19 protein-coding genes and 1 pseudogene are annotated in these 21,873 nt (G+C 74.1%); 8 read left to right on the top strand and 12 right to left on the bottom strand.

Annotation, left to right across the window (positions count from 1 at the left end):
* Positions 1-7 precede the first annotated feature (7 nt).
* The gene (locus ACPU2J_RS07605) at positions 8-1,231 is read left to right on the top strand and encodes an acyl-CoA dehydrogenase family protein (protein WP_420081280.1); all 1,224 of its coding nucleotides are present in this window, start codon (positions 8-10) and stop codon (positions 1,229-1,231) included.
* 189 nt (positions 1,232-1,420) lie between these two features.
* Positions 1,421-2,620, top strand: coding sequence for a S8 family peptidase (locus ACPU2J_RS07610; RefSeq protein WP_423832987.1), 1,200 nt, complete (start codon positions 1,421-1,423; stop codon positions 2,618-2,620).
* Between the two features lie 117 nt (positions 2,621-2,737).
* Here the strand turns inward: ACPU2J_RS07610 and ACPU2J_RS07615 are convergent, their stop codons facing one another.
* The 3 genes from ACPU2J_RS07615 to ACPU2J_RS07625 all read right to left on the bottom strand — a co-directional run bounded on the left by ACPU2J_RS07615 (position 2,738) and on the right by ACPU2J_RS07625 (position 5,906).
* Positions 2,738-3,343 (bottom strand): TetR/AcrR family transcriptional regulator, encoded by a 606-nt coding sequence (locus ACPU2J_RS07615; RefSeq protein ID WP_361601989.1) that lies wholly within the window; start codon positions 3,341-3,343, stop codon positions 2,738-2,740.
* A 68-nt stretch (positions 3,344-3,411) separates the two neighbouring features.
* Positions 3,412-5,127: an AMP-binding protein gene (locus ACPU2J_RS07620; protein WP_423832988.1), complete on the bottom strand. Its 1,716-nt coding sequence runs from the start codon at positions 5,125-5,127 to the stop codon at positions 3,412-3,414.
* Positions 5,112-5,906: an SDR family oxidoreductase gene (locus tag ACPU2J_RS07625; RefSeq protein WP_361601995.1), complete on the bottom strand. Its 795-nt coding sequence runs from the start codon at positions 5,904-5,906 to the stop codon at positions 5,112-5,114. Before ACPU2J_RS07625 ends, ACPU2J_RS07620 begins: the two co-directional genes overlap by 16 nt.
* A gap of 78 nt (positions 5,907-5,984) precedes the next feature.
* On the opposite strand from ACPU2J_RS07625, the gene ACPU2J_RS07630 reads away from it, so the two are divergent.
* The 4 genes from ACPU2J_RS07630 to ACPU2J_RS07645 all read left to right on the top strand — a co-directional run bounded on the left by ACPU2J_RS07630 (position 5,985) and on the right by ACPU2J_RS07645 (position 10,410).
* Complete coding sequence (locus tag ACPU2J_RS07630; protein ID WP_420081277.1) at positions 5,985-7,265, top strand: exo-beta-N-acetylmuramidase NamZ family protein; 1,281 nt, start codon at positions 5,985-5,987, stop codon at positions 7,263-7,265.
* An 87-nt stretch (positions 7,266-7,352) separates the two neighbouring features.
* Positions 7,353-8,771 carry a serine-threonine protein kinase gene (locus ACPU2J_RS07635; RefSeq protein ID WP_423832989.1) on the top strand — a complete coding sequence of 473 codons (1,419 nt, stop codon included), beginning with the start codon at positions 7,353-7,355 and terminating at the stop codon, positions 8,769-8,771.
* Between the two features lie 95 nt (positions 8,772-8,866).
* On the top strand, positions 8,867-9,448 hold the full coding sequence (locus ACPU2J_RS07640; protein ID WP_361602004.1) for a hypothetical protein: 582 nt from the start codon (positions 8,867-8,869) through the stop codon (positions 9,446-9,448).
* Positions 9,445-10,410, top strand: a complete 966-nt coding sequence (locus ACPU2J_RS07645; protein ID WP_423832990.1) for a 3-keto-5-aminohexanoate cleavage protein — start codon at positions 9,445-9,447, stop codon at positions 10,408-10,410. The genes ACPU2J_RS07640 and ACPU2J_RS07645 overlap by 4 nt, the downstream gene beginning before the upstream one ends.
* Here ACPU2J_RS07645 and soxR read toward each other — a convergent pair.
* Positions 10,391-10,834: a redox-sensitive transcriptional activator SoxR gene (gene soxR / locus ACPU2J_RS07650; RefSeq protein ID WP_361602010.1), complete on the bottom strand. Its 444-nt coding sequence runs from the start codon at positions 10,832-10,834 to the stop codon at positions 10,391-10,393. The two genes, ACPU2J_RS07645 and soxR, sit on opposite strands and share 20 nt — an antisense overlap.
* 160 nt (positions 10,835-10,994) lie before the next feature.
* Here soxR and ACPU2J_RS07655 point away from each other — a divergent pair, with 160 nt between their 5' ends.
* Positions 10,995-11,456, top strand: a complete 462-nt coding sequence (locus ACPU2J_RS07655; protein WP_420081274.1) for a MaoC family dehydratase — start codon at positions 10,995-10,997, stop codon at positions 11,454-11,456.
* Here the strand turns inward: ACPU2J_RS07655 and ACPU2J_RS07660 are convergent.
* The 3 genes from ACPU2J_RS07660 to ACPU2J_RS07670 form a co-directional block, all read right to left on the bottom strand.
* On the bottom strand, positions 11,447-12,094 hold the full coding sequence (locus ACPU2J_RS07660) for a TetR/AcrR family transcriptional regulator (protein WP_365081380.1): 648 nt from the start codon (positions 12,092-12,094) through the stop codon (positions 11,447-11,449). The two genes, ACPU2J_RS07655 and ACPU2J_RS07660, sit on opposite strands and share 10 nt — an antisense overlap.
* A gap of 85 nt (positions 12,095-12,179) precedes the next feature.
* Positions 12,180-12,467 carry a YiaA/YiaB family inner membrane protein gene (locus tag ACPU2J_RS07665; RefSeq protein WP_361602019.1) on the bottom strand — a complete coding sequence of 96 codons (288 nt, stop codon included), beginning with the start codon at positions 12,465-12,467 and terminating at the stop codon, positions 12,180-12,182.
* Between the two features lie 85 nt (positions 12,468-12,552).
* Positions 12,553-13,704, bottom strand: coding sequence for an acyl-CoA dehydrogenase family protein (locus ACPU2J_RS07670; protein ID WP_423832991.1), 1,152 nt, complete (start codon positions 13,702-13,704; stop codon positions 12,553-12,555).
* A gap of 83 nt (positions 13,705-13,787) precedes the next feature.
* Here ACPU2J_RS07670 and ACPU2J_RS07675 point away from each other — a divergent pair, with 83 nt between their 5' ends.
* Positions 13,788-14,477 carry a TetR/AcrR family transcriptional regulator gene (locus tag ACPU2J_RS07675; protein WP_423832992.1) on the top strand — a complete coding sequence of 230 codons (690 nt, stop codon included), beginning with the start codon at positions 13,788-13,790 and terminating at the stop codon, positions 14,475-14,477.
* Between the two features lie 115 nt (positions 14,478-14,592).
* Here the strand turns inward: ACPU2J_RS07675 and ACPU2J_RS07680 are convergent, their stop codons facing one another.
* The 5 genes and pseudogenes from ACPU2J_RS07680 to ACPU2J_RS07700 form a co-directional block, all read right to left on the bottom strand.
* The gene (locus ACPU2J_RS07680) at positions 14,593-15,678 is read right to left on the bottom strand and encodes a Zn-dependent alcohol dehydrogenase (protein WP_423832993.1); all 1,086 of its coding nucleotides are present in this window, start codon (positions 15,676-15,678) and stop codon (positions 14,593-14,595) included.
* A 136-nt stretch (positions 15,679-15,814) separates the two neighbouring features.
* Positions 15,815-17,227: an aldehyde dehydrogenase family protein gene (locus tag ACPU2J_RS07685; RefSeq protein ID WP_423832994.1), complete on the bottom strand. Its 1,413-nt coding sequence runs from the start codon at positions 17,225-17,227 to the stop codon at positions 15,815-15,817.
* 124 nt (positions 17,228-17,351) lie between these two features.
* Positions 17,352-18,825, bottom strand: a pseudogene (locus ACPU2J_RS07690) (CitMHS family transporter).
* 73 nt (positions 18,826-18,898) lie between these two features.
* Positions 18,899-21,097, bottom strand: coding sequence for a molybdopterin-dependent oxidoreductase (locus ACPU2J_RS07695; RefSeq protein WP_423832995.1), 2,199 nt, complete (start codon positions 21,095-21,097; stop codon positions 18,899-18,901).
* A gap of 139 nt (positions 21,098-21,236) precedes the next feature.
* On the bottom strand, positions 21,237-21,860 hold the full coding sequence (locus ACPU2J_RS07700; RefSeq protein ID WP_423832996.1) for a TetR family transcriptional regulator: 624 nt from the start codon (positions 21,858-21,860) through the stop codon (positions 21,237-21,239).
* Positions 21,861-21,873 lie beyond the last annotated feature (13 nt).

Consider the following 21,873-nt stretch of genomic DNA (forward strand, 5'->3'; position numbering starts at 1 on the left):
CACACCCATGGACTTCGCATTCGACGCCCGGACCGAGGAACTCCGCGAGCGGCTGCTCGCGTTCATGGAGGAGTACGTGTACCCGGCGGAGGCCGTCGCCGCCGGGCAGCGCGCCCGGCTGGCCTCGCCCTGGGACACCCCGGCCGTCTTCGGCGAGCTGAAGGCCGAGGCGCGCCGCCAGGGCCTGTGGAACCTCTTCCTCCCGGACCCGGAGCACGGCGCCGGGCTGACCAACCTCCAGTACGCCCCGCTGGCGGAGATCACCGGCCGCAGCCCGCACCTGGCCCCGACGGCGACCAACTGCGCCGCCCCGGACACGGGGAACATGGAGCTGCTCGCCCAGTTCGGGAACGAGGAGCAGAAGAAGCAGTGGCTGCACCCGCTGCTGGCGGGGGAGATCCGCTCCGCCTTCGCGATGACGGAGCCGGAGGTCGCCTCCTCGGACGCGACGAACGTCGAGACGCGCATCGAGCGCGACGGCGACTCGTACGTGATCACCGGGCGGAAGTGGTTCATCTCCGGTGCCATGAACCCCGACTGCCGGATCTTCATCGTCATGGGCAAGACCGACCCCGAGGGCGCCGACCCGCGCCGCCAGCAGTCGATGGTCCTGGTCCCGCGGGACACCCCGGGGGTCGAGGTGCGCCGGGCGATGACGGTGTACGGGTACGAGGACCACGACCACGGCGGGCATGCGGAGGTGGTCTTCGACGGGGCGCGGGTCCCGGTGGCGAACCTGATCGGCGAGGAGGGCGGCGGCTTCGCGATCGCCCAGGCGCGGCTGGGGCCGGGCCGCATCCACCACTGCATGCGGCTGATCGGCATGGCGGAGCGGGCCGTCGAGCTGATGTGCCGGCGCGCGCTGGACCGTACGGCCTTCGGCAAGCCGCTGGCAGCCCAGGGCGTCGTGCAGAACTGGATCGCGGACGCCCGGGTGACGGTGGAGCAGCTGCGGCTGCTGGTGCTGAAGACCGCCTGGCTGATGGACACCGTCGGCAACCGGGGTGCGCACACCGAGATCCAGGCGATCAAGATCGCGACGCCGCGGGCGGTGGTGGGGATCCTCGACCGGGCGGTGCAGCTGCACGGTGCGGGAGGGGTGAGCCAGGACTTCCCGCTGGCGGAGCTGTGGGCGGCGGCCCGGACCCTGCAGCTGGCGGACGGCCCGGACGAGGTCCACCAGAGGTCCCTCGCGCGGCGGGAGTTGGCGAAGTACCCGGGCCGGCCGTGAACGTGGGGCATTGGTGCGGGAGTTCGGGTGAACGTGTGTACGACGTGAAGGCGGTGCGGGGGGCCCTTTAAGAAACCTTGTTGAATATGGCCGGACGGCCTGGGCGGCCTTGATTTGCTCCTGTCAATCGGAAGAGGGTTTTCCAGAAGGTTTGACGCCCCACACGTCAACACGAGGAGAACCCTCTCTATGTCAACTCACAAGCGTTCGCGCGGTTTCCGGTACGCGGCCATCGGTGCGGGAGCTGCCACGGCGGCCGCCGCGACCCTGTTCGCGTCCCCCTTCGCGGGGGCGGCCGCACCGCCCGAGGGCACGGTGTACGGACTGGGTGCGCCCGGTGCGATCAGCGGTAGCTACGTCGTCATGCTCGACGCATCCGCGAACAAGGAGGAGCTGGCCCGCAAGTACGGTGGCGAGCTGAAGCGGTCGTACGGCTCCGGGGTCAACGGATTCTCGGCCTCGGGCCTGACCGAGACGGAGGCCAAGCGGCTCGCCGCGGACCCGGCCGTAGGCAAGGTCGTGCAGAACAAGAAGTTCACCATCAACGCCACCCAGGACAACCCGCCTTCGTGGGGGCTGGACCGGGTCGACCAGAAGGAAACCGCGGGCGACAAGAAGTACACCTACCCCGACAGCGCGGGTGAGGGCGTCACCGCCTACGTCATCGACACCGGAGTCCGCACCACGCACAAGGACTTCGGCGGGCGGGCCACGAGCGGCTTCGACGCCATCGACAACGACGACAGCGCCGACGACGGCAACGGCCACGGCACGCACGTCGCCGGCACCATAGCGGGCACCGAGCACGGCATCGCCAAGAGGGCGAAGATCGTCGCGGTGCGCGTGCTGGACGACAACGGCTCCGGCAGCACCGAGCAGGTCGTCGCGGGGATCGACTGGGTCACCCAGAACCACTCGGGGCCCTCGGTCGCCAACATGAGCCTGGGCGGCGGCGCCGACGAGGCGCTCGACGAGGCGGTGCGCCGGGCGATCGCCTCGGGCGTCACCTTCGCCGTCGCGGCCGGCAACGAGTCGAGCGACGCCGGGCAGGGCTCGCCCTCCCGCGTCCCCGAGGCGGTGACCGTCGCGTCGAGCACGGAGGACGACGCCCAGTCCTCGTTCTCCAACTTCGGCTCGGTGGTGGACCTGTACGCGCCGGGCTCGGACATCACGTCCGCCTGGAACGACAGTGACACCGGCACCAAGACCATCTCCGGCACCTCCATGGCCGCGCCGCACGTGGCGGGCGCCCTGGCGGTCTACCTGGCCGGGAACCCGTCCGCGACCCCGGCGCAGGCGTCCGCCGCACTGACGGCCGCCGCGACCACGGGCGCGGTGACCAACCCGTCGGCGGGCACGCCGAACAAGCTGCTCAAGGTCGCCCCGTAACGGGAGGCCCGACCACAGCGACGGCCCGTCCTCCGGCCGCCCCGCCAGGGGCGCCCGGAGGACGGGCCGCCCGCCGTCGTGCGCGCCGTACGCACCGGGGACGGGGCCCGGGCCGGCCTACGGGCGCAGGGCCCGGAGCAGCAGGTCCGCGAGGTGGTCGGCGACCTGCTGCGGGGTGAGCGGGCCGTCCGCCCGGTACCAGGTGGACAGGTGGTGCACGGAGCCGAAGTGGTAGTCGACCACCAGGTCGGCGGGGGTGGCGTCGGAGAACACGCCGGTGCGCTGCCCCTCCTCGACGAGGGCCCGGAAACGTTCGTGGTAGCGCCGGCGCTCCGCCCGCACCTGCTTGTACTTCTCCGGGCTGAGCTGGTGCATCGACCGGAAGAAGATCATCGCGTCGTCGAGGTTCTCGATGGTGGTGACGACCACGTCGGCGGCGGCGGCCCGGAGCCGCTCCTCGACGGGCGCGCCGGACTCCGCCACCGCGTCGAGCCGCTGCTGCTGCAGGCGCAGCATGCGCGCGTACACCTCGTGCAGCAGGTCGTCCTTGGAGCCGAAGTAGTGGTAGAGCGCCCCCTTGGTGACGCCGGCCGCCTCGACGATCTCCTGCACGGAGGTGCGGTCGTAGCCGCGCTCGGCGAAGAGCCGGGTGGCGACGGCCAGCAGCCGCTGCGGTACCGGGGCCTCGTGCGTGCCTGCGGGTTCCGTGGTCCTGGCCGCCATGTCGCTGACCTTCCCTTCCTCGTTCCTGCCTGGTCACCGCGACCAGCTGTACGAGCGAACGACTGTTTTCAGCCGCGATCGCGCAATTCCCGTCGCAGGATCTTGCCACTGGTCGTCTTCGGAAGGACAGGCAGGATCTCCACCTGCCGCGGGTATTTGTACGCGGCCATGCGCGCGGCGCAGTGGGCGGCCAGCTCCTCCGGCCCCGCCGAGGCGCCGGGACGCAGGCTCACGTACGCCTTGACGCTCTCCCCCCGGTAGGGGTCGGGGACGCCCACCACGGCGGCCTCGCGCACGGCGGGATGGGCGTGCAGCACGTCCTCGACCTCGCGCGGCCAGACCTTGAAGCCCGAGGCGTTGATCATGTCCTTCTTGCGGTCGACGACGTACAGCCAGCCGTCCCGGTCCATGAAGCCGACGTCCCCGGTCCGCAGCTCGCCGCCGGGGAAGGCGCGGGCGCTCTCGGCGGGCAGGCCCCAGTAGCCGGGCACGACCTGGGGTCCGCGGACGGCTATCTCGCCGGTCTCGCCGAGGGGGACCTCGGCCCCCCGCTCGTCGAGGATGCGCACGACCGTGTCGGCTCCGGGCAGGCCCACGGCGAGGGTCCCGGACGCCGGGTCGACGGGGGCCTCACGGTGCACCGGCACGCTGGCGCAGGGCGCGGTGCACTCGGTGAGGCCGTAGCCGTTGCGCAGGTAGAAGCCGAAGGCGGCGCGGAGCCGTTCGACGAGGGCGGGCGGCAGCGGGGCGCCGCCGGAGGAGACGACCCGGAACGAGGCGAAGTGGTCGGGGGTCGCCGCGGGGTGGGCGGCGAGGGCCATGAACGCGGTCGCCGGGCCGACGGTGTAGGCCGGACGGTGTTCGAGGAACGCGTCGAGGACGGTGCCGGCGTCGAAGCGGTGGGCGAGGACGAGGGTGCCGGCGTTCACGAAGCAGGCGGTCAGCTCGCAGACCATGCCGGTGATGTGGAAGAGCGGCGCGAGGGCGAAGTAGCCGGCCCCCTCGGCCAGCGGGTGGGAGGTGACCTGCCGGACCGCGTTGTAGGTGAGGGCGCCGTGCGGGTTCATCGCGCCCTTGGGGGTGCCGCTGGTGCCGGAGGTGTAGCTGATGAGGGCGGTGTCGGCGGCGGTGAGCCGCGGGTCCCGGGGCGGCCGGTGCCCCAGCCGGGCGACGGCCGCGAGGTCGGCCGGCTCCGGGGCGGCCTCGTGGGCGCCCTCCGGGACGCCCGGCGCGGACGGTACCGCGGCCGGGGCCCGGTCCCCGGCGGGGAAGACCCGCGGGTCGTCGCGCGTCTGGAAGTCCCGGTCCGAGGCGGTCAGCACGGTCCGCACGGCGCTGCCCCGCACCGCGTCGCGCAGGTACGCCGTCCAGGCGGGGCCGTCGCAGACCAGCGCGGCGGCCCCGGAGTCGCGCAGGGCGTGCCCGGCCTCCCCGGACTTGTACATGGGGTTGAGGGGCACGACGACGGCCCCGGCCTTCCACGCGGCGAGGACGGCGAGCACGAACTGCGGGGTGTTCTGCAGCATGACCGCGACCCGGTCGCCGCGCCGGACGCCCCGCGCCGCGAGGTGTCCGGCGACGGAGTCGGAGAGCGCGTCGGCCTCGGCGTAGGAGATCCGGCCGTCGAAGTAGGCGAGCGCGGTGTGCCCGGGGGCGCGGGCGGCGGCGGCCCGGAAGGCGTGCAGCACGCTGGGCGGCGGTGTCACGGGCTGCCGCTGGGCCGGGGAGAGCCGCGCGAGCCAGGGCCTGGCCGCGTACACCGAGGCGGTCACCTGGTCTCCCATGTCTGCTGGAGGTGGTTCATGCCGTCGAGCCAGCGGTCCGGCTCGGTGGCGCGCACCGCGTAGTACCCGGCGACCTCGGGGTGCGGGAGGATCAAGAAACGGCCCTTCTCCATGCCGTCGAACAGCGCGTCCGCGACCGCTTCCGGCTCGATCGCGGTCGGTGCGAGGACGAGTTCGCCCGCCGAGCCCGCGGCGGTCAGCATGTCGGTGCGCACCCCTTGCGGGCAGATGGCGTGGACCTGGACACCGCGGTGCCGGTAGGTCAGCGAGAGCCACTCCGCGAAGGCGAGCGCACCGTGCTTGGTGACACTGTACGGGGCCGCTCCGATCATGGTCAGCAGCCCTGCGGCCGAGACGGTGGAGACGAACCGGCCGCTCCCCCGCTCCAGCCAGTCCGGCAGGAGCAGCCGGGCCGCGCGGACGTGGGCCATGACGTTGACGTCCCAGGCGGCCTCCCAGACGGCCTCTTCGGCGTCGGCGCCGCCGCCCGAGGCGAGACCGGCGTTGGCGCAGTAGACGTCGACGGTCCCGCCGAGCGCCTCGCGGGCCTCGGCCACGATCTGCGAGGCGTCGCCGGGCACGGCGACGGCCCGGTCCCCGATCGACGCGGCCACGGCGGCGGCCCGTGCGGGGTCGAGGTCGTTGACGACGACCCGGGCGCCCTCGGCCGCGAAGCGGTGGGCGAGGGCGGCGCCGATGCCGCCGCCCGCTCCGGTGACGACGATTCGCTGGTCCTGGTACGCGCTCACGGGGATCACCTCTCGCAGGGCGGACGGCATGCTGCCGGATCCGGATCAGCGGCAGACTAACCAGTCGGTATGTGCGGGCGGAAGGGGCGCGGCCCCTAGCGTGGCCGGATGACGGTGACGCGACGCGGGGTGCTGGGTCTGGCGGGGGCCGTGGGGTCGGCGGGCGCCCTGGGCGCGGCGGGCGCGGGCGCGGCGGCCGGGGCGACGCCCTCGGGGAACGCCGGGCAGCCGCGGGGGCGCCGGGTGCGGACCGGCTTCGAACGGCTCGCGGCGGACGGCTACGGGGTGCTCGCCGGGCAGCGGGTGGGGGTGGTCACCAACCCCACCGGGATCACCTCCGACGCCCGGCACCTCGTCGACGTACTGCACGCGGACGAACGCGTCGACCTGGGGGCGGTGTTCGGCCCCGAGCACGGTTTCCGGGGGACGGCGCAGGCCGGGGGTTCCGAGGGCGCCTCGACGGACCCGGCGACGGGCCTGCCGGTGTACGACACGTACGGCCGCAGCGGGCAGCGGCTGGCCGAGGTGTTCACGGCGGCCGGTGTCGACACGGTCGTCTTCGACATCCAGGACGTCGGGGCGCGCTTCTACACCTACGTCTGGACGCTCTACGACTGCATGCGCGCGGCCGCGCTCGCCGGCAAGGCCGTGGTGGTGCTGGATCGCCCGAACCCGGTGGGCGGCCGCCGGGCCGCGGGGCCGGTGCTGGAACGGGCGTACGCCAGCTTCGTGGGCCGTGAGCCGATCGCCCTCGCGCACGGGATGACGGCGGCGGAGCTGGCGCGGCTGTTCAACGGCGAGTTCCTGGCCGACGCCCCGGTGCGGCTGACGACGGTGGCGATGTCCGGGTGGCGCCGGGGCTCCTTCTTCGGGGACACCGGGCTGCCGTGGGTGCCGCCGAGCCCGAACATGCCGACCCCGGACACGGCTCTCGCGTACGCCGGCACCTGCCTGTTCGAGGGGACGAACCTCTCCGAGGGGCGCGGGACGACCACTCCGTTCGAGGTGGTGGGCGCCGAGGGCGTCGACCGGCGGTGGGCGGAGGCCGCGAACGGGCTGGGCCTGCCCGGGGTGTGGTTCCGGGAGACGTACTTCACGCCCTCCTTCTCCAAGCACGCGGGGCGGGTGTGCGGCGGGGTCCGGCTGGTCGTGCACGACCGGGCCGCCTTTGATCCGGTGCGGGCCGGGATCGGGCTGCTGGTGACGGCCCGCCGGGTGTGGGGCGGCTTCGCGTGGCGGGCGGACCACTGGATCGACCGGCTGACCGGCTCGGCCCGGGTGCGTGAACTCGTCGACGCGGGGGCCGGGGTGGAGGACGTGGCGGGCGACTGGGCCGCGGAACTCGCGCGGTTCGAGGCGCTGCGCGGGGAATACCTCCTGTACCGGTGAGCCGGCCCGGAGCCTGGCCGGTGGCCGGGCGGGCCCGGCGGCAGGGTGCCGGGGCGTACCGGAGGGCACGGCGTGAAGGGGGACGTCATGGCGGACACGGGTGGCCCGGTGGCCGGGCCGGTGGGTACGGCGGCGGGCGGGGCGGTGGGTGCCGCCGTGCGCGGGGCAGCGGGTGTGGCGGCGGGGGCGGCGGTGGGCGTGGCGCCGTACGCGGAGCTGACCTTCGACTCCGAGGGGGACGTCGACCGGGTCACGCAGGGGGCGGTGGCCCGGATGGAGGCCACGGACGTCCTCGTCTTCGCCCACGGGTGGAACAGCGACCGCTCGACGGCGACACGGCTCTACGACCGCTTCTTCGCACCCTTCCCCTCCCTCGTGGGGGCGGGGGTACGGCTCGGCTACGTCGGTGTCGTATGGCCCTCGATGCGGTTCTCCGTCGAGCCGATACCCGACTTCGACCCGCCCGGCGCGCGCGCGGGAGGGGCCGGGGGCAGCGCGCTGGACCCCGGTACCCGGCGGGCGCTCGGGGAGTTCTGGCCGGGCCGGACCGCGGAACTGGACCGGGTGGCGCACCTGCTGGCGGAGCGGCCGGGGTCACCGGCCGCCTTCGTGGAGTTCGGCGCGCTGGTGCGGGAGCTGGCGGGGGTGGACGCGGTGACCACCACGGCGGCGGGGGCCGCGGCGACCGCCACCCAGGTGCCGGCGATCTTCACGCAGGACGTGCTGGAGGTGTGCGCGGCCTTCTCCCGCGCCCTGGCGAGGGCGGGCGGCCCGTCCGCCGCGGGGCCGCACGGGCCGGCGGCCGAGGGGCCGGACGGTCCGGCTGCCGCGGCCGACGGCGACCCCCACGGGCTGTGGGGCGGCGCGAAGGAGCTGCTGCGGCAGGCGGCGTACTACAGGATGAAGAAGCGGGCCGGCATCGTCGGCGAGCGCGGGCTCGGACCGGTGCTGGCGGGGCTGGCCGCCGCCCGCCCCGCCCTGCGGTTCCATCTGATCGGCCACAGCTTCGGCGCCCGTGTGGTGTCCTTCTCGCTGCGCTCCGTGCCGGACGGGGCCCGGTACGTGAAGTCCGTGACCCTCCTCCAGGGCGCCTTCTCCCACTACGCGTTCTCCGACCGGCTGCCCCACGACAAGGGCCGCGGCGGCGCCCTGCGCGGACTCCAGCGCAGGGTCGACGGGCCGGTGGTGGCCTGCCACTCCCCGCACGACTCGGCCCTGCGGGTCTTCTATCCGCTGGCCTCCCGGATGGCGGGGGATTCGGCCGGACTTCTGGGTTTCGACGAGCGGTGGGGCGCGATCGGTCACGACGGGGTCCAAGCGGTACCGGGGACTCCGCGGCTCGCCCTCGACACGGCCCTGCGCGCGGGGGTGCCCGCGGCCGGTTGCGTCAGCGTGGACGCGGGCTCCGTGGTCCGGCGCGGCGGCGCCCCCTCGGGGGCGCACAGCGACATCTGCCACGAGGAACTGGCCCGGCTCGTGGTGGCTGCGGGGCGCATGGGGCGCTGAGATCCGGCCATGTGCCACCCGCACGCCTCGACCGCCCCCGCATGCGCCCAGGGTGAGCAGGGCATGTTGGGCACATCGGCGGAGGTGATGGTGTGATGGCGGGATTTCGGAGTCTGGCCTACCAGGTGCGGGACGCACGCAACGACCGGGCTCTGCGGCGCCACTCGCTGCGCCGCTGCCTGGAGCGGTTCGCGCCCTACGGGCACCGGGCCACGTGGTGGCACCTGTGCGACCGGCACGGGATCGCCCCCGAGGACCGGGGTGCGGATCCCCTGCGGCTGGTCGCGGCGCTGGAGGAGCTCGAGGACGCGCGCAGGGTGTGGCTGGAGTACGAACGGCAGTTCGCGGAGCGGAGACGGCGCGAGAAGCACCACGGGCTGCGGCGCCCGGAATGGGCCTGGGGCGGCAGCGGGGACGCCGTGGTGCGGTGCGCGGATCCGGGCGTGCGGCCGGAGGGGACGCTGGGCGAGGTGCTCAGGCGGCTGGTCCACGCGCTGGAGTCGGAGCCGGGTACCGGGTGCCCGGTCTGCGGGGACAGTGAACTGCACTGGCCGCAGGTGACCTCGCTCTGCGCCTGGCCGGGGGCCCAGGGCTGGGACGGTCCGGTGTGCGCGGGCTGCGGGATCGTGGTTCCCAGACCGGCCCTGGCCGACACCCCGTCGGCAGGGGCCGCGTGAGACCGCTGCCCGTGGTGTCCCTGAACGGCTCGCGCGGGGCCGCGGACGGCCCGGCCGTGCCGATGTCGCCCGAGGACCTCGCGCGGTCGGCGGCGGAGGCGGTCGCAGCCGGGGCCGGCGAGGTGCTGGTGCACCCGCGGACCCCGTGCGGGCGGGAGAGCCTCTCCCCGCGGGTGGTCGGGCCGGTGCTGCGGGCGTTGCGGGACGCGGGGGTGGGCGTACCGCTGGCGGTGCCGGTGAGCGTCGCGACGGAGCCGGATCCCGCGGGGCGGGTGGCGCGCGTACGGTCCTGGACGGTCCTGCCGGACCGGGCGGTGGTGCGGTGGACGGAGCCGGGGGCGGCGGAGCTGGTACGGGCGCTGCTGCTCCGGGGGATCGCGGTGGACGCGGCCCTGCCGGCCGCGGAGGCGGACGGGCCGGCCGCGGAGGCGGACGGGCCGGCGCCCTGGGGGCGGAAACTGCCCGGGGAGGTCCGGCCGGTGGTGGACCTGACGGGCCGCGGGACGACCGCGGGCGAGCCGACGTGGGGTGGGGCGTGGGGGCCGGGGCCGGCCGGGACCCGGCAGGCGGCGCGGGGAGCCGGGTGGGGTGGGACGCGGGAGGCTGCACCGGGGCCCGGACGGGGCAGAGCGCCGGAGGCGGCTCGGGGGCCCGGGTGGGACGGAGTGCGGGAGGCGGTCCCGGAGGCGGCCGTGCTGCGGATCGGGGACGGTGACGACGGCCCCCCGCGGTGGCTGCGCGAACCGCCGGCGGCGGGCTGGGTGCTGTTCGGGCGGGACGCGGCCGCCTGGCCGGCGGCGCGTCTCGCCGTACGGTGGGGTGCGGTCGTACGGACCGGCGTGGGGGACGTACTGCGCCTCCCCGACGGCCGGCCCGCCCGGTCCAACGCCGAACTGGTCGCCGCTGCGCGGGAGATCGAGCGCACGGAACCCCGCTGCGGGCCTACAGCCGCGAGCCGGTGATCCGTTCGCCGAAGACGTCGTCGGGGTTGGACAGCGCGCAGGTCTCCATCGACAGGCAGCCGCAGCCGATGCAGTCGGTCAGGTGGTCGCGCAGCCGGCCGAGCCGGCTGATCCGTTCGTCGAGTTCGGCGCGCCAGGCCTCCGAAAGGCGGGCCCAGTCCTCGCGGTTGGGGGTGCGCTCCTCGGGGAGCTGCGCCAGGGCGTCGCGGATGCTGGCCAGCGGGATGCCCACGCGCTGGGCGGCGCGCACGAAGGCGACCCGGCGCAGGGCGTCTCGGGTGTAGCGGCGTTGGTTGCCGGCGGTGCGGCGGCTGCTGATCAGGCCCTTGGTCTCGTAGAAGTGGAGCGCGGAGACCGCGGCGCCGCTGCGGGCGGACAGCTGGCCGACGGTGAGCTCGTGGACTTTTTCGGGAATCTGCGGCACCCGGCCGAGCGTAGTCGGGCGTCCGTTGACATACACATGCGGTCCCAGCATGCTGAGCAAGCGCTTATTCGTCCGGGATCGATCAGTGGTCCGCCCAGGATCCGTCCCGCGACCCGTCCGCGATCCGTCCGCGATCATCCGCGAGAGGCAGGAACAGGGCATGGCCGAACCGAGGGTCTTCACGTCCGCCGAGCAGCTGCACGCCGGGGTCGGCGAACCGCTCGGCCCCAGCGGATGGCTGGAGGTGGACCAGAAGCGGATCGACCTCTTCGCCGACGCGACCGGCGACCACCAGTGGATCCACGTGGACCCGGAACGCGCGGCGGACGGCCCCTTCGGGTCCACCATCGCCCACGGCTACCTGACCCTGTCGCTGCTGCCCAGCCTCGTCCCGCAGATCATGCGGGTCGAGGGCATGCGGATGGGCCTCAACTACGGGACGAACAAGGTCCGTTTCCCCGCGCCGGTGCCGGTCGGTTCACGGCTGCGCGCGACGGCCGTGATCACGGAGGTCACGGAGGCGGGCGGCGGCGTACAGGTCACGGCCACGGTCACGGTGGAACGCGAGGGCGGCGACAAGCCGGTGTGCGTGGCGGATTCGGTGTCGCGGTACTACTTCTGAGGCGCGCGCGGAGGCGCGGCCGCGCCTCCCACCATGCGCAGGACGAGGTCGGAGTAGAGCGCGCCGACCTCGTCGGGGGTGCGCCGGCCCGCCGCACTGAACCAGCGGGCCACGTCGATGCACAGCGACAGCACCGCGAGGGTGGTGCCGGGGACGTCGGGGACGTCGAACTCCCCCGCCGCGACCCCGTCGGCCAGGATGCGGCGCACGGCGGCGTCGCTCAGCCGCCGCAGCTCCACGATCTCCGCGCGGTGCTCGGGGGCGAGGGCGTCGAGCTCGTACTGGACCACCCGCGCGGTGGTGTGGTGCGCCGCGTGCCACCGTACGAAGGACCGTACGGCGGCGTCGAGCCGCTCGGCGGCGCAGCCGGGGCCCTCGGCGGCGGTGGTGAGGATCTCCAGCGCCTTGTCGTGGCCGATCCGGCTGATGCGGTGGAGCAGCTCTTCCTTGGTCTTGTAGTGGATGTAGAGCGCGGCCGGGCTCATCCCGGCGCGGCCCGCGATGTCGCGCGTGGTGGTGGCGTGGTAGCCGCGCTCGGCGAAGGCGTCGACGGCGGCGATCAGCAGCCGCCGCGCGGCGTCGGGGGTGACCTCGGACCACGGCCGGTAGCCGTCGACCGTGTCCTCCGCGCTCTCCATCGCTCACTCACCTCTTCGCCGTATGGGAGTGAACACCTTACCGGAGGGTGAGCAAGCGCTTAGCCTTCTCGCGCGGGCGCCCAGGCTACTTCGGCGTGAAGGGGTCGTAGTCCGCCATGATCTTCTCCATCCTGGCCTGGTCGACCCGGTTGACGATCTGCCCGACCTCCTGCCGGTCCCGGATCACCTTGGCCAGGGTGAAGGCGGAGGTGGTGAGGTAGAGGACGGCGATCCCGAGGAAGGCCCGGACCCAGCCGTCAGCCTCCAGCTGGTAGATCCCCACGGCGACGGCCACGAGGGCGATGCCGAAGGACGCGACGGCCTGGCCGTAGTAGGCGCCCGTGTTCTGCTGCTTGACCGGTGTCTCGTTCATGGGACGAATATCGGGCGGGCGGCGGCCGAGCACATCCGCACACGTACTCAGGCCGGTACTCAGCAGTTGCGCCCTCCCTCAGGGCTCAGAAGGCGGAGACCCCGGTGCGGGCGCGGCCGATGAGCAGCTTCTGGATCTGGCTGGTGCCCTCGTACAGGGTCATGACCCGGGCGTCGCGCAGCAGCTTCCCGGCCGGGTACTCGTCGATGTAGCCGTAACCTCCGTGCACCTGGAGGGCGTTGCTCGCGGCGCGCACGGCGGCCTCGGAGGCGAAGAGCTTGGCGGTGGAGGACTCGGTGGCGAAGGGCAGGCCGCGGTCGACGAGGTCGGCCACCCGCCAGGTCAGCAGCCGCGCGGCGTCCACGTCGACGGAGATGTCCGCGATCAGTTCCTGGACCAGCTGGTGGTGGGCGATAGGCCGGCCGAACTGCTCGCGCTGCGCCGCGTACGAGACGGCCGCGTCCAGCGCCGCCTGGGCGATGCCGACACAGCCGGCGGCGACCGACATCCGCCCCTTGGCCAGGGCGGACATGGCCACCGAGAAGCCCTTGCCGGCGGGGCCGAGCATCGCGGAGGCGGGCACCCGGACGCCGTCGAGGGTGAGCTCGGCGGTGGCCTGGCCGCGCAGGCCCAGCTTGCCGTGGATCTCGCGGCGGGTCAGGCCGGGGGTGTCGGTGGGGACGAGGAAGGCGGACACCCCGCGGTGCCCGGGCTCCTCGCCGGTACGCGCGAAGAGGAGCGCCACGTCGGCCCAGGTGCCGTTGGTGATGAACATCTTGCTGCCGTCGAGGACGTACGCGTCCCCCTCGCGCACGGCGCGGGTGGCCAGGCTGCCCGCGTCGGATCCGCTGCCGGGCTCGGTCAGGCCGAAGCAGCCGAGCACGTCGCCGGAGCACAGGCGGGGCAGCCAGTCCCGCTTCTGCTCCTCGGTCCCCCAGGCGGCGATGGTCTTGGCCACCAGCCCGAGGGAGACGGAGACGATGCCGCGCACGGCGGAGTCGCCGCGCCCGAGCTCCTCGGTGACGAGGACGTAGGAGAGGTGGTCGCCGCCCGAGCCTCCGTACTCCTCGGGAACGGTGAGGCCGAGGAAGCCGACCGCGCCGAGCTTCTTCACGACGGCCCGGTCCACGCTCTCCGCGCGGTCCCACGCGGCGGCGTACGGGACGATCTCGCGCTCGGTGAACGCGCGGGCGAGCCCGCGTACGGCGCTCTGCTCGTCGCTCAGCTGCAGATCCACCGGGACCTCCTCCGGGGGGCGGCCGACCGGCGGCTTTAACTAGCACCGGTAGTTTATTGGGGGCAGGCCCTACTATGTGGCGCATGGCCAGACCGCGCAAGCCCCTTCTCAGCCGGGACCGCATCGTGGAGGCGGCCGGAGCCCTGGTCGACGCGGAAGGCCTGGAAGCGGTGTCGACCCGGCGGCTGGCGGCGGCGCTCGGGGTGAGCGGCCCGTCCCTCTACAACCACTTCCGCACCAAGGACGAGATCCTGGACGCGGTCGCGGACGCGGTGAGCGTGCGGGTCGACCTGTCCGTGTTCGACGACGGCCGGGACTGGCGGGACTCGCTGCGCGCGTGGGCGCACTCCTACCGGAACGCCCTGTCGGACCACCCCAACATCGTGCCCGTCCTCGCGCGCGGCCCGGGCCGCCGTCCGGCCGGACTGCGGCTGGCCGACGCGGTGTTCGGCGCCATGACGGCGGCGGGCTGGCCGCCGGCGCAGGCGACCCGGATCGGCGCGCTCATGCGGTACTTCATCCTCGGCTCGGCCGTCGGCTCCTTCGCCGGGGGGTTCGTGGACGACCGCGCGGCCTACGACCCGGCGGACTACCCGCACCTGGGCCAGGCCCACCTGCTGGCCGAACGGCAGCGCGAGGTGGACGACGGCGCGTTCGAAACGGGCCTGACGGCCCTGCTGGACGGCCTGGCCCTGCAGTACGACGCCCTGCGGCACGAGGACCGCACGCCGCCGGGACCGGGACCGGGCCCTCTGCCGGCGCACGGCGGGTGACCGGGGCCGTCGCTACGGCGACCCGGCGGAACGGCGGTGGACCGGTAGGGCGGTAGGGCGGTAGGCCCGTGGCGGCGCGCTTCCCGGCCCGGCCGGCGGCCCCGGCAGGGCGGGCCTACGGGAGGACCACGAGGGAGCGGCCCCCCTTGCCCGCCAGCATCGCGTCGAACGCGGCCGGAATGTCGTCAAGACCGATCCGGTCGGTGACCAGGGCCCCCAGGTCCATCCGGCCAGCGCGGACGTGCTCGGCGATCACCGGCAGGTCGCGGGCCGGATCGCTGTTGCCGTACACGCAGCCGGTCAGGGTCCGGGCGAAGTGGAAGATCTCCAGCGCGTGGAAGGTGACCTGCTGCTCCTTGCCGCCGATCCCGACGACCGTCGTGCGGCCGCCGCGCCGGGTGGATTCCCAGGCCGCGCGAATGCTCTCCGCCCACCCGACGCACTCGACCGCGACGTCCGCTCCGTGGCCGCCGGTCAGCGCACGGACCTGCCGGGCGGCACCCTCGGCACCGGCGAGCACGAACTCCGTGGCCCCCGCCGCGCGCGCCAGCTCCTCCTTCGCCGGGGACACGTCGACGGCGATCACCGGGCCCGCCTCGGCCACCCGGGCGGCCTGGAGGGCGGCCAGGCCGACCCCGCCGACTCCGAACACGGCCACCGACTCGCCCGGGCGGACCTGCGCACTGTGGTGCACCGCTCCGTAGCCGGTCAGGACGGCGCAGCCGAGCAGCGCGGCCTCCTCGAGCGGGATGCCCTCGGGCGCGGGCAGGACGCAGCCGGCCGCGACGACGGTCTCCTCCGCGAAGGCGGCCACGTTCAGCCCGGGGTGCAGCTCGGTGCCCCGGGCGTCGTGGGCGTGGACGTTCCCCACTCCGGTCAACGCGTTCGCGCAGAGCCAGACCTCGCCCATGGCGCAGTGGTGGCACTGCCCGCACGACGGCGCCCAGTTGAGCACGACGCCGTCGCCGGGGGCGACGTGGGTGACACCCTCCCCGACGGCGAGGACGGTGCCCGCGCCCTCGTGGCCGAGGACGGCCGGCACGGGCACCCGCAGGGTGCCGTTGGTCAGGGAGAGGTCGGAGTGGCAGACCCCGGCCGCGGCGAGGCGGACCCGGACCTGCCCGGGGCCGGGATCGGGCAGCACGATGTCCCGGATCTCCAGCGGGGCTCCGACGGCGGGCAGGATGGCGGCGCGGACCATGGGCGTCGTCTCGACTTTCCGGTACGGGGTGCGGGCGGCAGGGGAAGGGGCGGAACGGGGCGGCCGGACGGAACCGAAGCCCGCGCCGGGGCGGGCAGAGGCTCCGGTCGGTCGGTCGGTCGGCCGGCCGACCGGGTCAGAACTGCAGGGACTTGGTCTGGAGGTACTCGGCCAGTCCGTGGCTGCCCAGCTCGCGTCCGACGCCCGACTGCTTGTGGCCGCCGAAGGGCGCGAGCACGTTGTAGCGACCGCCGTTGATGTCCACCTGGCCGGTCTCCATACGGCGCGCGAACGCCACGGCCGTCTCCTCGTCCGCGGCCCAGACCGCGCCCCCGAGCCCGTAGACGGTCCCGTTGGCGATGCGCAGGGCCTCCTCCTCGTCCTCGTAGGAGAGGATCGACAGCACCGGGCCGAAGATCTCCTCCTGGGCGATCGCCATGTCGGGGGTGACGTCGGCGAAAACCGTCGGGGCCACGAAGTAGCCCTGCTCGTGCGGGGCGTCCGGGCCCCCGGCGACCAGCCGGGCGCCCTCCTCGATGCCCCGGGCGATGTAGCCGAGGACGCGCTCGTGCTGCTGGGCGTTGACGACCGGGCCGAGGCGGGTGTCGTCCTGGCGGGGGTCGCCGGAGGGGTACTTGGCGACGGCGGCGGCCGCGAGCGAGACGGCCTCCTCGTACTGGTCCCGGTGGACGAGCATGCGGGTGAGCGCGTTGCAGCGCTGACCGGTGTTGGCCATGACATGGCCCACGCCGGTCGCGACGGCCTTGGCCAGGTCGGCGCCGGGCAGGACGACGTTGGCCGATTTGCCCCCCAGTTCGAGGGCGACCCGCTTGACGGCGGCGCCCGCCGTGGCGCCGATCTTCCTGCCGACGGCGGTCGAGCCGGTGAAGGAGACGAGGTCCACCCCTTCGTGCGCGGCCAGCGCCTGCCCGGCCACCGGACCCGTACCGGTCACCAGGTTGAAGACTCCGGCCGGGACGCCCGCCTCGTGCACGGCCCGGGCGAAGAGCTGTGCGGTCAGCGGGGTGTCCTCGGCCGGCTTGAGGACGAGGGTGCAGCCGGCGGCGAGAGCGGGCGCCACCTTGGCAACGATCTGGTAGAGCGGGTAGTTCCAGGGCGTGATGGCCGCGACGACGCCCACCGGCTCCAGCAGCACGGTGGAGTTCCCGATCCGTTCCTCGAAGGCGTACGAGGCGGCCAGCTCGGCGAAGGAGGAGGCGACGGCGGTCGACCCGCCGACGTGGACCGCCTTCGCGAAGGCGAGCGGCGCGCCCAGCTCCGCCGTGATGGTGTCGGCCAGCTCGTCCTTGTGCGCCACCAGCGCGTCGCGCAAGGCGCCCACCAGGGCGGCGCGTTCGGCCTGCGGGGTCGCCGCCCAGCCCGGGAGCGCCGCACGGGCCGCCCGTACCGCCGCGTCCACGTCCTCCTCGTTGCCGGCCGGGACGGAGGCGATGACCTGGCCGTCGGCCGGATTGACGACGTCGATCAGGTCGCTCCCGGCGGCGGGCCGCCACGCGCCGTCGATGTACATCCCGTCCTGGGCCTTCATGGCATTCCTCCCGAGTGCGCACGAGCGTGCGCGGACCGCGTGCAGGGACCACGTGCGTGGGTCCGACCTCCGACACCCTACAAACTAGCGCCGGTAGTTTTCCTCGGCCAGAGGGCACCGGACATCAGATGATGCCGAAAAGCATCCCTGCCGCGAGGACGACGAGGGAGGTGAGGGCCGCCCACTTCACGGTGAACCGGGTGTGGTCGCCGAACTCCACCTTGGCCATGCCGACCAGGACGTAGACGGCCGGAACCAGCGGGCTCGACATGTGCAGCGCCTGACCGACCAGGGAGGCGCGGGCGATCTCCAGCGGGGACACCCCGTGGGCGGCGCCGGCCTCGGCGAGGACGGGCAGCACCCCGAAGTAGAAGCCGTCGTTCGACATGAAGTAGGTGAGGGGCAGGCTGAGCAGCCCGGTGACCAGCGCCATGTGCGGGCCCATGCCCTCGGGGATGGCACCGACGAGCCAGTCGGCCATGTGCTTGACCATGCCGGTGCCGGTGAGGACGCCGGTGAACACGGCGGCGGCGAAGACCATGCCGGCGACGTTCAGGACATTGTCGGCGTGGGCAGCGATCCGGGCCTTCTGGTCGGGCATGTGCGGGAAGTTGACCGTCAGGGCGAGGGCGGCGCCGAGCAGGAACAGCACGGGGATGGGCAGCAACTCCATGATCATCGCGGTGAGGAGGGCGACGGTGAGACCCGCGTTGAACCAGTACAGCCGGGGGCGCAGGGTGGGGCGGTCCGGGTCGAGCCCCTGGAACCCGTCCTCGGCGCCGGCCGGCGCCGCCTCCCCCGGCGGCGCCGCACCGGAGACGGGGTCGGAGGTGGCGGGCACGGGGGCGGCCGAACCGGAGGCGGGGGTGGCAGTCCCCGCGGTCGTGGCGGTGGCGGTGGCGGTGGCGGCAGTCGGGGTGGCGGCGGCCGGAACGAGATCCTCCGACTCGGGCTCCGCTCCGCGCGCGCCCGGCAGGGCCAGCACGCCGACGCGGCGCCGCTCCTTGAGGCCCAGGACGTAGGCCAGGGCGAACACGAAGACCAGGCCCGCCGCGAGGGCCGGGATCATCGGGACGAAGATGTCGGCGGCGTCCAGCTTGAGGGCGGTGGCCGCCCGGGCCGTGGGGCCGCCCCAGGGCAGGGTGTTCATCACGCCGTTGGCGGTGGCCGCGACCCCGGTCATGACCACCAGGCTGAGGCCGAGCCGCTTGTAGAGCGGGTACATGGCCGAGACCGTGATCATGAACGTGGTCGATCCGTCGCCGTCGAGGGAGACGATCGCAGCGAGGACGGCGGTGCCGACCACCACCCGCATCGGGTCCGCCTTGCAGAAGCGCAGGATGCCCCGGACGATCGGGTCGAAGAGGCCGACGTCGATCATCACGCCGAAGTAGACGATGGCGAACATCAGCATGGCGGCCGTCGGCGCGAGCTTGCCCACGCCGTCGATGACGTAGTCGCCGAGGTGCGCCCCCCTTCCCGGCGAAGACGCAGAAGAGCGCGGGGATGAGGACGAGCGCCGCGATGGGCGACATTTTCTTCATCATGATCAGGACGAGGAACGTCGCGATCATGGCGAAGCCGAGGAAGGTCAGCATGGGGGGAACGTAGGGGGCACCTCCCGGGGCCAACAAGGTGTCGACGCGTGAGCAATACGAGCAAAACCCCAGCTCAGGGCAGGGGCGCGAGCTGCACGGGGAACCCGTTGAGCACCGCCGTGCCGGAGAGCCGGTCGAGCAGGGTCCCGTCGAGCAGCTGGTTGACGTTGGCCCCCGGGACGGTCGCGGCCACCTCCAGGCGGGCTCCGGCGCGGTCGTGTCCCCAGCCGTGCGGAAGGCTCACCACACCGGTGCGGACGGCGTCGGTGACCTCGACGGGGACGTCCAGGCTGCCGCCGGCGGCGGTGACCCGGGCCCGCCCTCCGTGGGCGAGGCCCAGCCGGGCCGCGTCCTCGGGGTGGACGTGCAGGGTGCAGCGGTTGGAACCTCCTGTGAGGGCCGGGACGTTGTGCAACCAGCTGTTGTTGGACCGCAGGTGGCGGCGGCCCACGAGCACCAGGGCGGCGGGGCGCTCGGCGAGCGCCGCGCGCAGCCTGGGGAGCTCGGCCGCGACCGGTTCCGGGAGCAGCTCGATCCTGCCGCTGCGGGTCCTCAGCACCTCGGGGAGCCGGGGCCGCAGCGGGCCGAGGTCGATGCCGTGCGGGGCGCGTCGCAGGTCGTCGAGGCCGAGTCCGTAGGGGCCGAGGCGCAGCATGAGGTCCAGCCGCCGCTCCGGGCCCGTACGGCCCGTCAGGGTGCGGGCGTACGCCGTGGCGTCGGCGCCGTGCAGCGGCGAGTGCGGGTCGCCGACGGCCCGGGCGAGGGTGTCGGCGATGACGCGCTCGTCCACCGCTTCCGGCGGGGCTCCGTGCAGTCCCGACACGGCGAGGACCAGGCGCGCGTGGATCTCGCACTCGTCGAGGCGCCCTTCCTCCAGGGGCACGGCGGGGGGTGAGTAGCGGACCTGGTTGCGTATGGCGAAGGCGTTGAACGCGAAGTCGAAGTGCGCGCTCTGGGCGGGTGGCGGCGGGGGCAGCACCACGTGGGCGTGGCGGGAGGTCTCGTTCAGGTACGGGTCGACCGAGACCATGAAGTCGAGGCCGACCAGTGCCCGGTCGAGGCGGTCGCCGTCGGGGGCGGACAGGACGGGATTCGCGGCGATGGCGATCAGGGCGCGGATCCGCCCCTCCCCCGGCGTTTCGATCTCCTCGGCCATGGCGGCGGTGGGCAGTTCGCTCTTGACCTCCGGGTGGCCGCTGACCCGGCTGTGCCAGCGGCCCACCGTGAACCCCCGGCCGGGCCCGGCCGGCCTCGGTGCGCGGTCGGTGGCGGAGAGCGGGAAGAGGGCTCCGCCGGGCCGGTCGAGGTTGCCGGTGAGGATGTTGAGCACGTCGACCAGCCAGCTGGCGAGCGTGCCGTGCTCGACGGTGCAGCTGCCGATCCGGCCGTAGACGGCGGCGGTGGGCGCGGCGGCGAGCTCGCGGGCGAGTGTGCGGATCTCGTCGGCCGGGAGGTCGCAGGCGGGGGCCACGGCCTCGGGAGTGAAACTCGCGAGGGCGACGCCGAGTTCCCGGATGCCCAGGGTCGTTTCCTCCAGCGGGCCGGGAGCGGCGAGCCCCTCGGCCAGCAGGGTGTGCGCGAGAGCGGCGAGGAGCAGCGCGTCGCTGCCGGGGCGCGGGGCGAGGTGGCGGTCGGCGAGGGCCGCCGTCCGGGTCCGGCGCGGGTCGACGACCACCAGGGTCCCGCCGCGGGCGCGCAGTGCCTTGAGCCGGCCGGGGAAGTCGGGGGCGGTGCAGAGGGAGCCGTTGGACTCGACCGGGTTGGCGCCCAGGAGGAGCAGGAAGTCCGTCCGGTCGAGGTCGGGGACCGGGATGGCGAAGGGGTCGCCGAAGAGCAGTCCGCTGGAGACGTGCTTGGGCATCTGGTCGAGGGTGCTGGCGGTGAAGAGGTTGCGGGTGCCGAGGGCCTTGATCAGCAGCGGGGGGTAGAGGGCGCCGGCCATGGTGTGGACGTTCGGGTTGCCCAGCACCACGCCCACGGACTGGGGTCCGTGCTCCCGGAGCAGGGCGGGGACGGCCGCGGCGACGGCATCGTACGCCTCCTCCCAGGTGGCCTCGCGCAACCTGCCGTCGCGGCGCACCAGGGGCGTGCGCAGCCGGTCGGGATCGGCGTCGAGCTGCCCGAGGGCGGCCCCCTTGGGGCAGATGAAACCGCGGCTGAACACGTCCTCGCGGTCACCGCGGGCGCCGGTGACGGTGGTGCCCTCGATGGTGAGGGTGAGCCCGCAGGTGGCTTCGCAGAGGGGGCAGATGCGCAGGGCGGTGCGGGGCATGGGCCCTCCAGGGCGGGCAGGCTGCGGCACGGGCACACGGGCGCCCCGAGCATACCGACCGGTAGGCACGATGACGAGGGCCGTGCGCGGCCGGCTGCCACGGACTGCGGGGGCGAGGCGAGGGGGCGCGGCCGGGAGGTCAGTCCAGGACGCGGGCCAGATAGGCGTGCATCATGGCGCGGGTCTCGGTGACGATCCCGGGGTCACCGGCCGGGTCGGTCCGGAAGGCCAGCTGGATCAGCGCGTCGGTGGCCTCGACGGCAACGAGGACGGCGCGTTCGAGTTCGGCGTCGGGGGTCAGGCCGAGGTGGGCGGAGAGCAGTTCGGTCAGCCGGGCGGCGACCTGGCGGTTGGGCTCTCCCTCCGCGTCCTCGGACGGGGGCGCCGGCACGCCGAAGTCGACCAGCGCGAAGCCGGGCACGCTGCGCTTCATGGCCAGGTACTCGTCGAGGACCGCGTCCACGACCGGCCGCCAGTGCGTGGCCGCGGGGAGTTCGGCGAGCCGGTCCGCGATGCCGTCGACGTAGCGGTCGAGGTTGCGGTGGGCGAGGGCGACGGCCATGGCCCGCTTGTTGCCGAAGAAGCGGTACACGGAGCCGATCGGGACGCCGGCCCGCTGGGCGACGGTACGGGTGGTGAGGTTCTCGTAGCCGGTCTCGTCCAGCAGCTCGGCGCAGGCGTCGAGGATCCGGGCGAGCCGGTCGGCGCTGCGCTGCTGGATGGGCGTACGGCGCAGGGAGGGGGCGGGAGGCACGGGGTCCATCATGCCGCTCCTC

Source organism: Streptomyces manipurensis (assembly GCF_049570255.1).
GTDB lineage: Bacteria > Actinomycetota > Actinomycetes > Streptomycetales > Streptomycetaceae > Streptomyces > Streptomyces manipurensis.